This window comes from Bacillota bacterium (genome assembly GCA_040755295.1).
GTDB lineage: Bacteria > Bacillota > Desulfotomaculia > Desulfotomaculales > Ammonificaceae > SURF-55.
The window spans coordinates 26,438-39,591 of sequence record JBFMBK010000017.1; the positions used below are offsets into that span (position 1 = coordinate 26,438).

A 13,154-nucleotide genomic window follows, 5' to 3' on the forward strand; every position below is an offset into this window, starting at 1 on the left:
GGAGTTAAAAACGTCTATCCGGCAAAAGCGCCGTCCTGGAAAATTGACGGTTTGCGGGTGGGGGGATTCCAGGGGCGGCAGTTGCTGCGGAGCGCCGCGCTCGAACGTGTCCTGTGTAAAACTGCCGGTATTGTGCCTGCAGCGATGGCGAAAAGCTTATCTCTTTTGTATACTAAGAGTTGAACAGCGATGGAAGGAGCAGCCTTTTGCCCGTAAGTTGTAATGCGAAAGGGTGAATAGTTACGTCGGTAAGAATCCTCCCGCGGCGTTTTGGTGAGTCTTCGGGATACGACGTGGTCGTGAATAAAAAAACAGCCACCGTACAGGACTACCTTGACGCAGTTAATGCGGCTTTTCAAAGCCTGAAGCTGTCGAGGCAGCGGAATCCGGGGCCGTCGGAGTGTTTCGGATGCGACCGGTGTTGCGCCGAACGGGCCCCGTTGACCATTATCGATTGCTTTGTCCTCTCGGCGGTGATGGAAGTAAAAACTTTGGGGGGGTTTATCTCGCGTTATACAACGGTAAGCGTAAGGGGGCCGGTCGTCGACATCACCCTGCGTCTGCTTGAGGATGGTCGCTGTATCTTTCTGGACCGCAGGAACCGAACCTGCCGGGTATACCCGGTCCGCCCGTTTGTCTGTCAGACCTTCATCTGCGCCCCGGCGCCGGAGCGGGTCATGGCGTTGCGGGAAGCGGTAACAAACAGGGGTGAAGACGAACTGGTGCGCCAGTGGTTAAGAACAAGACGTGTCGTACATTACGCCGAAAGTCCGGGGGTTGACGAACGAGACTGGCCGCAGACGCCTTTTTGCGGAAAATGGCGGTATGATCTAGTGCCGTTGCGCGAGGTGGTTCCCAAGAGACTTTGGCGGGAATTGCTCGCCAAGGGTAAAAGATGAAGGAAAGAAAGTCCTCAGTCCTAAGTTTTTAGTCCTAAAGTCCGGAAAAAGAAGAGATACGGGTTATGGGTTGCGAGTCTCGGGTTGCGAGTCTCGGGTTACGAGTTTCGGGTTGCGAGTTCGGGGGTTGGGGTTCTGAAATCTAGCCTCGAACCTTGAACTTAGAACTTTGAACTGCTTTCAGGAGGGGGCGTAAGATTGCCGAAGATCCGGATGCGTGTTATTATAACCGGACGGGTACAAGGGGTTTACTTTCGCGGTCACACCCGGGAAAAGGCACTGGAAGAAGGTGTAGCCGGCTGGATCAGGAACCTGGCTGACGGCTCGGTGGAAGCGGTTTTGGAGGGGGAGGAGAACGCTGTGGAAGCGGTTGTGGATTGGTGCCGCAAGGGACCGCCTTCCGCGCGCGTAAAAAGGGTTGAGGACATACGGGAGAGTTGGTCCGGTGAATTTAAAGGTTTCAACATCCGCTGGTGAAGTACCGGCGACTTTTGAAAAACGGGATGCGGGATGTCGGAAGCGAGAAACCTCGCATTGTTGTAGACACCAACGTGGTCATGGGCGGTTTGATAAACCCCGTTAAGGCATCCGGACGCGTCGTTGGTCTGTGGCTTGCGGGGGAAGTCATCGTCCTTATCAGTCCGGCGTTGAGGGCGGAATACCTTCATACCTTTTCGCGGATGCGTTTTGGTCCCATGGAGGCGGTGGAGCGCCGGGAAAGACTCCTGGGGGATCTGCTGCGCAATGAAAACCTGATTTGGACCGAGCCGGGTATTAGAGTCGCCGTGATCAGGGACGACCCTTCAGACAACCGGTTGCTGGAATGCGCGGCGGCGGGCCGGGCGGATTACATCGTATCGCAGGACAGGCACCTCCTGCAGGTAGGGGAATATGAAGGCGTTGTTATTCTCAGGGCGAGTGACTTTCTTGAACGTGAAAACCTATAAGAGTGTTACAAAACACCTTAGACGGTAGAAAGAAGATCTGCCGACTTTCGGTGGTTAATGCTTGAAAAGAACCCGGAGGCCGTGAAAACAAACATGGCGATGTCGGAAGTTGGATGCAAGAGGTCAGAATTCTAACCTCTAACATCTTGCCTCTCACCTCCAAACCAGGCAGGCGCCGTTTTGCAACAGCCTCCTATAACGAGAGGCCGTAAATTGGAAAAGCGCTATAACACCTTCCGGACGTTTCTGCGCGCGCACTTTTCATCACCGGTTAGCAAGATACCGCTGGATGCCGGTTTCGGCTGCCCCAACCGGGACGGTGCCGCGGGCAGGGGCGGGTGCGCGTTTTGTGTCAATCGGGCTTTCAGTCCTTTCGCGGGGCAGGAACTTTCGGTAAGGGAACAGATCCGGCGGTTTAAGGACGCACGACGCCGCGACGGACGGTATCTGGCCTACTTTCAGGCGTATACCAACACGTACGCGCCGGTGGAGCGTTTGCATCGGCTTTATGAAGAGGCGCTGTCGGACCCGGAGGTCGTCGGGCTGTGTGTCGCCACACGTCCGGACTGTGTGCCAAACCCGGTGCTTGATCTGTTGCAAAGCTATGCCTCCCGGTGGATGGTATGGGTGGAGTACGGGCTGCAGTCCTGTCATGATAAAACCTTGAAACGTATAAACCGCGGTCACGATTTCGCGGCGTTCGTCGATGCCGTGAAGCGTACCGGGGACCGGGGGTTATACATCGGCGCGCATGTGATTATCGGACTGCCGGGGGAATCCCGCGATGAAATGATCCAAACGGCGCGTTCCTTGAGCGCCGTCGGTGTCGAAGGGGTTAAGATGCACCACCTGCAGGTTTTTAGAGGCGCGTCCCTTGCAGGGGAATGGGAACAGGGCGGAATAAAAACCCTAGATGCGACCGAGTACGTCGTCCTGGCCTGCGATTTTATCGAGCACCTGTCTCCTTCAATGGTAGTCCTGCGCCTTGTGAGCGAAGCGACCGATGAAGCCTTACTGTTGGCGCCCCGCTGGGGGATAAGTAAAACCCGGGTGATAGAAGCGGTCGACAGGGAACTCCGGCGACGCGGTACGCGGCAGGGAAGCGCCCTGAGAGACGAGCGGTGATATTCATGGACTATTTTTGGGGAGGGATAAAATGCGAATAACCGTGTTGGTTGAAAACTCCGTCGGACGGACGCTTCCGATTGGCGGGGAACACGGTCTCAGCCTGTGGGTCGAGTATAATGGCCGTAAGCTGCTTTTTGATACCGGGCAGCGCGGGGCGGTGGTGCCCAACGCAGCCTTGCTGGGGATTGATTTGCGGGAGGCCGAAGCCATCATACTCAGCCACGGGCACTCCGACCATACCGGCGGGTTAAGGGACGCACTGGAGCATATCGGCAGGCGGGTACCGGTTTACGCCCACCCGGATGTCTTCAGCGCGCATCGGGTTTCGTCGCCTTCGGACAGGTATATCGGCATTCCGTATGTCAAAGAGGCTCTTGAGACCGCGGGCGCCGATTTTATCCTGACAGCGGAACCACTCGAGCTCTTCCCGGGACTGTGGCTCAGCGGGGAGGTGCTCCGGGAGTCGTGTCTCGATGCGGCTGATACCCGCATGTACGTTTACCGGGGCGATGAACGCGTGCCTGACCCGCTGGCGGACGATTTGAGCATTTACGCCGTCACATCCGTCGGGTTGGTGGTGCTGCTCGGCTGCGCCCACGCCGGGGTAATCAATATCATAGAACACGCCCGGGCGGTGACCGGCGTGGACAAGGTGGCGGCGGTAGTGGGCGGGACGCACCTCGGTCCGGCGGAAAACGTGCAATTAGAAGCCACCGTCTCCTTCCTCAAGGAACTCGATCTAAGCGTGCTGGCGGCCAACCACTGCACCGGCCTACCCGTGGCGGCACGCCTTGCGGCTGTCTTCGGGGAGCGTTTTGTTTTTGCGGCTTCCGGCGAGACCCTCGAGTTTTAGAAATATCTCTCTGGTTAGATTTTTATCGCAAGGACGCCAAGAAAATAATTTCTTACTATTTGGATTAAGGTTTTAGGTACGTATGCAGAAATTAGTAGTCATAATCCACAATTCATAATAGAATCGGGTTTAATCAATATAACTATTCAGGCAAGGATTCAGTTGAAAGCGTTTATTCTTCCACATTACCCGAGGGTGACTGACATGAAAAATGCCGATGTCTGCGACATCTTTAAGGGAATGGCCGAGGTTATGGAGATCCTTGGTGAGGACGCTTTCCGGGTTCGCGCCTATCGAAGAGCGGCACAAAACGTCGAAAACCTCTCCGAAGATATAAAAAACGTCGCCGCAAGAGGTGAGTTGACGGCGATTCCGGGAATAGGGAAGGAACTTGCGCGCAAAATCGAAGAGATCCTTGCCACGGGGACGCTTCAGAAATACGAGGCGTTGAAGAAACAGGTCCCGAAAGGCCTGTTGGAAATTATCGTGGTTCCCGGAGTGGGGCCGAAGACCGCCCGGCTGCTTTCCCTGGAAGCGGGTATCGAAAGCGTGGACGCGCTTGAACGAATGGCGCTTGAAGGCCGGTTGAAGGAGATCCCCGGCATTAAGGCAAAGACCGAGCAAAAAATCCTGCACGGTATCGCGCTGCTGCGCTCCGCCAGGGACCGCCGGCCGCTGGGGCTTATTCTTCCCTTTGCCCGAATGCTGGTGGCGGTCCTTGAGGACCGGGTTCCGGTGAAGCAGGCCGCCATTGCCGGAAGCCTTAGGCGCGGTTCGGAAACCGTCGGCGACATCGATATCCTGGTTTCATCCGGCCATCCGGATAAGGTGATGGAACTGTTTCTGGGATTGCCGCTGGTTGCGGAAGTGGCTGCCAGAGGGCCGACCAAAACAAGCGTGCGTACAAGAGACGGGCTGCAGATCGACCTGCGGGTGGTGCCGGATAAGAGCTTCGGCGCGGCGCTGTGTTACCTTACAGGTTCTAAAGCCCACAACATCAGGATCAGGGAACTGGGCGTCCGGCTGGGGCTGAAGATAAACGAATACGGGGTTTTCCGCGGACGGAAAAGGATTGCCGGGGCCACGGAAGAAGAGGTTTTTGCGGCTGTCGGCCTGCCTTTTATCCCTCCGGAGCTGCGGGAGGATCGGGGAGAGATCGAAGCGGGTTTGGCAGGAAGTCTCCCGCGGATTGTGGAACCATGGGAGATAAAGGGAGACCTTCACGTACACTCAAAGTACAGCGACGGTTCGGCTTCCCTCGGGGAGATAGCGGAAAAGGCGAGGCGGATGGGGCACCAGTGGGTGGCGGTTTGCGATCACTCCCAGTCCCTGAAGGTGGCCGGAGGGCTTGACCTGCAGGCGCTCGAAAGGAAACGGGCGGCCGTTGAGGCGTTCAACGCGCAAAGCGGCGATTTCAGACTCCTTTGCGGCGCTGAAGTGGAAATCGGTATGGACGGTCGGCTTGATTACCCCGACGAGGTGCTTGCGTCGCTCGATGTTGTCGTGGCCGCAATCCACACCGGTTTCCGCCAGGGGGAGGAGGTTCAAACACGACGGTTGTTAACCGCCATGAAAAACCCTTATGTTCATGTAATCGCGCATCCTACGGGAAGGCTTATCGGAGAACGGGGGGGCTATGGGGTCGATTTGGCGGCGGTGTTTAATACGGCGGCGGAAACGGCAACCGTCCTGGAAATCAACGCATATTATAAAAGGTTGGATTTGAACGACCATCTGTGCCGCACAGCAGCAGCGAAAGGCGTAAGGTTTTCCATCGGAAGCGACGCCCACCTGTTAAGCCATATGGACTTCATCTCGCTCGGGGTCGGCGTGGCGCGCCGGGGATGGCTCGGCCCGAAGCAGGTCGTAAACACATTGAGCCACCGCGAGTTGCTTGAATCTCTGAATGAAAAGAAACGTTTGTTCCAAGGATAGTTTGGCAAGAATAGGCTATGTGGAGAGCACTGAAGGAGCCGCCCATGCCGCGTTACGCACAAATGAAAAATGAAAAATTGCGACCCGTAAGCCGGTTACTTAGATCCCGAAGAGCAACATGAACGGAACGCGGCTCTACGAAAGAACGCTTATTTTAAAGGGAGTTACCCCGCGCGGAGCACACCGTGATGAATGAAAATGAGGACCCCTAAGTTGGTTACTTAGAAGCAGTAACGTAACAAAGGTGGAACGCGGCGAGAAACGATGCAGTGCAAGAAAGACCGGTGGAGACGAACCGGGAAATCGGGAAATGAGAAGTGGGAAGTTGGAAGTTGGCGGCAATGCGTTACTTATCGCCGCGCCTGCCGAAAGAAGAAAGTATTTTTAGAGGCTGTATGGAGGGGTATATATGGGTGAAATCAAGACCGCCTACGAAAAGGCTATGGAACGCGTGGAAAAAATGAATATCGCCGGTGTGGATCTGACGGACCTTGAGTATGTCCCCAAGGGTCACACCGCTGCGGCGATGTTTTTAGATGTAAAAGATTTTAACGTTGCCGCCGAGCTCGGAAAATACGAAGAAGACAATCGTGTATTCGTAAAACGAGGGATGGAAGAGACCTTTTTAAGGAACATCCAACTTCCGCGGGCCGATTTGACTCAGGAAAACAACAAGCGGGCCATGGAGGGTCTGATGGCGATAAAGCAGGACCGGTCTGCCCTGCAGCAGATCTTCAGCGAGCTGGAATACCTTTTTCATTACTATGAACAGTCTTTGGAGCACGCTTACGCCAACCTTAAAGAGAGTTATTCCGCCAGGCTGGAGCAGGCGCAGGACGCCCTTGAACGTCAGACGGGGACAAGGGTGAAGTACGATGTGGAGCGTCACCCGGGTTTCCAGGAGGAGTGGCTGAGGACCCAGGGCCAGCTTGACAGTCAATATGAAGCGGTATTGGCCGAACAAAAAACGAAGATAGGAAAAATCAATTGAGTGACAATTGCACATGAGTAAAACAGAAAAAGCGAGGCGAAAATCGATCAAACGCAACTTGCGCAACTACTTTCTCACCGGAATGGCGGTTATTCTTCCGGCCGCGGTTACCGTTTATATTTTATGGAAGATTTTTGGCTTTGTCGACGGGCTTATCGGAGGGTTGGTAGTCCGTTTCTTACCTTTTGGGATTCCCGGTCTCGGGCTCGTGATCACCGTGGTGTTGATCCTTTCCGTGGGCGTATTGGTCACCAACGTTGTCGGCAGGCGTCTCCTTTTTTACTGGGAGTCCGTGGTCTACCGGATACCTCTTGCTAATACCCTTTACCGTACCGCAAAAGAGATAGTCGATACCTTCAGCCAGGAGAAGAAACAGGTATTCCGGGAAGTCGTAATGGTCCGGTTCCCCCACCCGGAAAGCTGGGCGGTGGGCTTTCTCGTCGGTGAGGTCGGCGGGATAATCAGAAACGCCGTGGGCCAGGAACTGGTTAAGGTACTGGTGCCGCACGTTCCGGTGCCGATGTCCGGCTTCTTGATTTTTGTACCGAGGGAGGACATTGTATTTCTCAATATTCCGGTTGAAGACGGGCTGCGGATGATCGTATCCACCGGTATTATTGAGCCGAACAACGCCAGGAATGTTATTAAATCCGAGATCTGACGAATCAATAACCGGAAGCATATTGCAGTCTCGGTCCTAAACAAGCGGGGCGGAGTTTAGACAGGGGTTGTTGAGTGCCGTACGGGGAGGCAAGAAGGGGAGAGACGAGTCAGTTGATTGAATGGTTCCGGCAGCGGTTTGTCACCCCGTTTTGGATAGGGTTCCTTTTAAACCTGTCTTTTGAATCCTCCCGGTTGTTTATCCCCCTTCTGACCCGGGATCTCGGCGGAACGGTTATGGATGTCGGTCTCGTCGGCGCGGCTAACGGGCTGGCCTATTTCGCCGCCGCTTTTGTTTTCGGACGCCAGGCTGACCTTTTCGGCAGACTCCGCTTCATCAGAATCGGGCTCGCGTTGAGCGCCCTTGCTTTCCTCGGTCAGTTGCTTGCCCTGGACGTAGGCACCTTGCTGGCGGTGCGGACGGTCGTGGGATTTGCCCTGGGGATTACCACCGGGGCGCTGGTGGTCTTCGCCTACGAGAACCACGGCGGGGTGGGAAAGTTCAGTTCATTCGGCGCCCTGGGCCTGATTGCGGGATCCTTGGCTTCCGCAGTGTTAAAGGAGTATAATCTTCTCTTCGTCCTGAGTTTCTTCAGCTGTGCGGTGGCCTTCTTCCTCAGTCTGCATCTGGAAGAGTACAACAAGCTGCAAATCCCTCCTCCGCCGAGGTTCCTCACGGTCATCTGGCGCAACCGCGCCGTATACTGGCCTTTTTTCCTGAGACAGTTAGGGGCGTCCGCGGTCTGGATTATTTTCCCGCTGTTCCTTCGGGAGTTGGGCGCCGATAAATTCTGGATAGCGATGGTGGTCACCACAAACTATGCCGGTCAGGCGGTATTGATGGCCCTGATTGAACGCTTCACTGGAAGGGGAATGTTCCGGCTGGGGCTGTTTCTTTCCGGGATCGTCTTCTTACTCTACACCGCCGCCGCCTTTTATTTTCAGGTCATCCCGATGCAGGCGCTCCTTTCTCTGGCGTGGTCGATGCTTTACATCGAGGCCTTGGTTCTGCTCTTACGGTCGGGTGAGGAAAAAGGCACGGCCACGGGGATTATGGTCGCGACCACAAATCTATGCATGGCGGCGGGTCCGTTTATTGGCGGTTTTTTGTCGTCCGTCTGGGGTTACAGCGCGCCGATGTATGCCGCAGCCGCCTTGAGCTTTGCCGGCCTCTTGTGGGCCCCAAAAAACGTCCGACGCAAGAGAGCTTAGACGGATAGAACTTGGGGGTCCGTTCAAGGTTCAAGGTTCAAGGTTCAAGGTTAGAATCCGGTAGTAGTAGGTAGAATGTAGAATGTAGAATCAGGAACTCTGTACCTGTATTTTTCATCCTTCCTCCTCTCGCCCTTATCCTTCATCTTTTTTGTTTCCTAGTTCCCGGACTTGAATCATGACTCACGAATCCTGACCCGCGACTTTGCCTCCCGGACTCAGGAATGTCGACTTTAGACTCGGGACTTAATGCTTATCGCGACAGTAACCGTGTCCCCGCCTCCATCATAACCTGGGGTTGTTAGGTTTATTTTGGGGGTAGGGTATGGACCTGATCGGCGCGTTACTTCTGGTGCTTGCGGTGAACATTGACAGCCTTGGGGTGGGGATTTCCCTGGGGGCTAAGAAAATCCGCGTCCCTCTTATTTCTAACGTACTGATCGCTTCCATAACAAGCTTCGGTACGCTGGCGGCGCTTTTGGCGGGACAGTGGCTTTCAGGCCGGTTCTCATCGGTGTTGGGTAAATACATCGGCTGTATGGTGATATCGGGCATGGGGATCTGGGTCATATACGACGAGGTGCGCAGACGAAAGGCTTCGGGAGTATTACGCAAGAAGGAACCAGTACCGGAAGACTCAAGAGACGGTGATACCGACTCCCAGAAGCTGACGGACCTTTTGTTGACACCTCCGCTTGCCGACTCTGATTATTCAGGCCATATCGATATAAGGGAGGCCTGCCTGCTGGGCGGGGCCTTAACCCTGAACAACTTTGCCGGCGGGTTCGGCGCCGGCTTTCTGGGATTGCGCCCGGTATTCACCTCCTTTGCCGTAGCCTTTATCAGTCTGTTGTTATTGTGGTGCGGGTTGAAGGTAGGCGAGAACTACATCTCACGCTGGCTCGGCGGTAAGGCCGGAACAGCCGCCGGCGTCTTACTCATACTCATCGGCGGATACCAGTTGTTTATTTAAAATATGAGTAAGTTCATTGGTCTTTATAGAAAAAGAGGTCCGTCTCATTAGTATTTTGCAGATCGTATGGCCTCCTTGGGCGATAAAAATCCGCAAGGAAAGTGCGCGGTAGTCGCAGAATTTAAATAATTTGTTGAAATTTGTTGACCGTGGCAAAAGAATGTTTTAGACTGATAATAAGAGTGAATTATTTCACCACTTAACCAAAGAACACTCCCCGGTTTCAGGATCGACGCTTTTGACGAGCCTATCTTAAAGCGGAAGAGCTTCTAACCAAAAATTTATCGCGAGAAAGATCTTTCCCTGGTTACACGTGGGCCAGAAGGAAGGGTGTTTTTTTAATTTCCAGGCATGTTGGGATTCTTCTTCCCTAAGAAATCGACAGGATTAGACGAATTGGTTCTTTAAGGGGGGATCGCCGGAATAAGTACAAGCATTGAAAGAGTGTGTCCAAATAATTTCAAAGAGAGGGGAGACGTATGGGAGGATTCAGTCGTCGGGATTTCTTAAAACTTCTCGGCCTCGGAACGGCGGGCGTTCTCGGATATCCGATGGCCGGTTCCGCAGCAGAACTGCCCGCTGTGTCATTCGGCTACCACAAGCTGGTAACAGCCAGGGAGACGAGATCGGTTTGCGCTTATTGCGGCTGCGGCTGCGGCTTACTGGTTTACAGTAAAGGTAATAAGGTTGTTTCCATAGAAGGCGATCCGGACCACCCGATTAACGAGGGGGCTCTTTGCCCCAAAGGCACTTCAATCTCCGATGTTAACACCATCGTCGACGAAGGCAGGAACAGAACCGCAAACTCGCGCCGGGTGACCCAGGTGCTATACCGCGCTCGCGGCGGAACGGACTGGCAGGTCAAGGACTGGGACTGGGCGATTGAGGAGATCGCCAAACGCGTCAAGGCGACACGCGACGCCAACTTCGAAGAAAAGGACGCTAAAGGCGTCACCGTTAACCGTACCCAGGCGATCGCCCACCTGGGAAGCGCGTCCCTGGACAATGAGGAAAACTACGCCATCCATAAGTTCCTCCGCGGCCTCGGGGTCATTAACATCGACCACCACGCCCGTCTCTGACACTCCTCAACCGTGGCCGGTCTGGCCAACACATTTGGTAGAGGAGTAATGACCAACCACTTTATCGATTACAAGAACGCCGATGCCGTTCTGATGATCGGTTCCAATTCCGCGGAATGCCATCCCATGTCGATGCGCTGGATTTTAAAGGGTAGGGAAACGCGCGGCACAAAGCTGATTGTGGTGGATCCGAGGTTCACCAAGAGCGCCGCTTTAGCTGATATTTACGCTCCCATCCGGCCCGGTACGGATATCGCTTTCCTTCTCGGAATTATGAACTACGCGATTGAAAACAACCTTTATCACAAAGAATATATCGTGAATTACACGAATGCCGCCTATCTGGTAAGCCCGGACTACAAACTCGATAACGGCCTGTTCTCGGGCGCGACCGTAAAGGACGGGAAGGTAACGTATGACACCAAGTCCTGGGGTTATCAAAAAGACGGCGAAACAATCAAAAAAGACCCCACCCTGACCGACCCGAACTGCGTGTTCCAGGTTTTGAAAAGACACGTCGCCCGTTACGACATCAAGACCGTCTCCAGTATTACCGGGACGCCGGAGGACGTTTACAAGAAGGTGTGTGAAACCTACTGCGCAACGGGTACCCCGGGTAAGGCCGGCAATCTGATCTATGCCATGGGGATCACCCAGCATACGTACGGAAGCCAGAATGTGCGGGCTACGGCGATGCTCCAGCTTCTGTTGGGTAATATCGGCATCCCGGGCGGCGGTGTGAACGCGCAGCGGGGTGAGTCCAACGTGCAGGGCTCAACCGATATGGCGATGCTCTTTCACCTGCTGCCGGGGTATCTTGGCATGGTAGACGCCACAAAGCACACCAAGCTGCAGGACTACATCGATAAAGAAACCCCGAAGACCAGCTACTGGTCCAACACGCCTAAGTTTTTTATCAGTCAACTGAAGGCCTGGTTCGGCGATAAGGCGACTAAGAAAAACGACTTTTGCTTCGACTGGCTGCCTAAAACGGACGGGGCCGACCACTCCCACGTGGCCATCTTCCAGGACATAGCGTCGTACAAGGTTAAAGGTTTGTTCGCCTGGGGGCAAAACCCGCTGGTCGGCGGTCCAACTGCTGAAGCGGAGCGGAAGGCGGTGGAAAACCTGAACTGGATGGTTGCGGTGGATGTTTTTGAGACCGAAACGGCGGCTTTCTGGAAGCGCCCCGGCGCCAACCCCAAACAGATCAATACCGAGGTCTTTTTACTGCCGGCAGCCTTTTCTTACGAAAAGGAAGGCACGGTTACCAACAGCGGCCGCTGGGCTCAGTTCCGCTGGAAGGCGGTAGATCCGCCGGGCGACGCCAAATCCGACCTCTGGATCGCGGACAGGCTGTATAAGGCCGTACGGAAGCTTTATCAGGAGGGCGGAAAGTTCCCCGATCCGATTTTGAACATGGTATGGAATTACGATGCAACCGGTGTGGACGAGCCCGACGTGGCAAAGGTGGCTCTTGAGGTCAACGGCTATACGGTTGCGGACGGAAGCGCCCTGGCGACTTTCGCCAAGCTTACGGACGACGGCTCGACTGCATGCGGCTGCTGGATTTACGCCGGTTACTGGGCGGTGGATGCCGACGAGAAGGTAGTGGCTGCGAAACGGCGCAACCGGACCGATAAAAGCGGTTTGGGTCTCTATCCCAAATGGTCTTTCGCCTGGCCGGTCAACCGCCGTATCGTTTACAACCGCTGCGCAACAGACCCCGCCGGGAAACCCTGGGATCCCACGAGGGCGCTTATGTCCTGGGACGGCGCGAAGTGGGTCAACAACGATGTTGCGGACTATAACGCCACGGTGTCCCCCGACAAAACCGCGGCGGGTCCTTTCATTATGATCCCGGAGGGCATAGGGCGGCTGTTCGGGGCGCAGTACGGAATCAGGGCCGCGGGCTTGAAGGAAGGGCCGCTGCCCGAGCATTACGAACCGGTGGAAAGCCCTGTGTCTAATGCGATGTCCAAGCAGCAGAACAACCCGATGATCCTGAGGCGCAAGGGCGCCTTCGACAAGGTGGCGGCCACGGCAAGCCCCGATTTCCCATATGTCCTTACGACGTACCGGATGATCGAGCACTACCAGAGCGGCGCGGTGACCAGGAACTGTCCGTTGCTGGTGGAGCTTAATCCGGAGGTGTTCGTTGCTATATCGTCAAAACTGGCAGCGAAGCTGAAAATAAAAGCGGGAGATACCGTATCGGTATCCACAGCACGGGGCCAGATCAAATGCAAGGCATCCGTTCTGCCCGAGATCAACCCGCTCAAGGTGGGCGGGAGAGAGATCGAGATCGTCGGCGTACCCTGGCACTGGGGGTATCAGGGCCTCGGAAAGGGAGAATCGGCGAACGTGCTCACCGTTTCTCTCGGTGATGCGAACACCCAGATTCCGGAGTACAAGGCTTGTCTCTGCAATATCCGGAAGGCATAGATGAGTGTTGCAAGAAACAAGATGCCAGG

The 13,154-nt window shown here is 54.9% G+C and carries 11 protein-coding genes; all 11 read left to right on the plus strand.

The annotated features are described in order from the left end of the window. Nucleotides 1–299: 299 nt before the first annotated feature. The 11 genes from AB1500_11270 to fdnG all read left to right on the plus strand — a co-directional run bounded on the left by AB1500_11270 (nt 300) and on the right by fdnG (nt 13,125). Nucleotides 300–899 (plus strand): YkgJ family cysteine cluster protein, encoded by a 600-nt coding sequence (locus AB1500_11270; GenBank protein ID MEW6183730.1) that lies wholly within the window; start codon nt 300–302, stop codon nt 897–899. A 198-nt stretch (nt 900–1,097) separates the two neighbouring features. After that, nucleotides 1,098–1,376: an acylphosphatase gene (locus tag AB1500_11275; GenBank protein MEW6183731.1), complete on the plus strand. Its 279-nt coding sequence runs from the start codon at nt 1,098–1,100 to the stop codon at nt 1,374–1,376. Continuing rightward, the gene (locus tag AB1500_11280; protein ID MEW6183732.1) at nt 1,373–1,846 is read left to right on the plus strand and encodes a putative toxin-antitoxin system toxin component, PIN family; all 474 of its coding nucleotides are present in this window, start codon (nt 1,373–1,375) and stop codon (nt 1,844–1,846) included. Before AB1500_11275 ends, AB1500_11280 begins: the two co-directional genes overlap by 4 nt. Before the next feature lie 213 nt (nt 1,847–2,059). Continuing rightward, entirely contained in the window at nt 2,060–2,971 is a 912-nt protein-coding gene (locus AB1500_11285; protein ID MEW6183733.1) for a TIGR01212 family radical SAM protein, read from the plus strand. Nucleotides 2,972–3,002: 31 nt separating this feature from the next. Then, a complete protein-coding gene (locus AB1500_11290; GenBank protein ID MEW6183734.1) occupies nt 3,003–3,827 on the plus strand; it encodes an MBL fold metallo-hydrolase in 825 nt (274 codons plus the stop codon). Between the two features lie 204 nt (nt 3,828–4,031). Further along, nucleotides 4,032–5,762: a DNA polymerase/3'-5' exonuclease PolX gene (gene polX / locus AB1500_11295; GenBank protein ID MEW6183735.1), complete on the plus strand. Its 1,731-nt coding sequence runs from the start codon at nt 4,032–4,034 to the stop codon at nt 5,760–5,762. Nucleotides 5,763–6,171: 409 nt separating this feature from the next. After that, nucleotides 6,172–6,753, plus strand: a complete 582-nt coding sequence (locus tag AB1500_11300) for a DUF6657 family protein (protein ID MEW6183736.1) — start codon at nt 6,172–6,174, stop codon at nt 6,751–6,753. 13 nt (nt 6,754–6,766) lie between these two features. Then, nucleotides 6,767–7,414, plus strand: coding sequence for a DUF502 domain-containing protein (locus tag AB1500_11305; protein MEW6183737.1), 648 nt, complete (start codon nt 6,767–6,769; stop codon nt 7,412–7,414). 74 nt (nt 7,415–7,488) lie between these two features. Continuing rightward, a complete protein-coding gene (locus tag AB1500_11310) occupies nt 7,489–8,625 on the plus strand; it encodes an MFS transporter (protein MEW6183738.1) in 1,137 nt (378 codons plus the stop codon). A gap of 325 nt (nt 8,626–8,950) precedes the next feature. Beyond that, nucleotides 8,951–9,598 (plus strand): sporulation membrane protein YtaF, encoded by a 648-nt coding sequence (ytaF, locus tag AB1500_11315; GenBank protein MEW6183739.1) that lies wholly within the window; start codon nt 8,951–8,953, stop codon nt 9,596–9,598. A 479-nt stretch (nt 9,599–10,077) separates the two neighbouring features. After that, on the plus strand, nt 10,078–13,125 hold the full coding sequence (fdnG, locus tag AB1500_11320; protein MEW6183740.1) for a formate dehydrogenase-N subunit alpha: 3,048 nt from the start codon (nt 10,078–10,080) through the stop codon (nt 13,123–13,125). Nucleotides 13,126–13,154 lie beyond the last annotated feature (29 nt).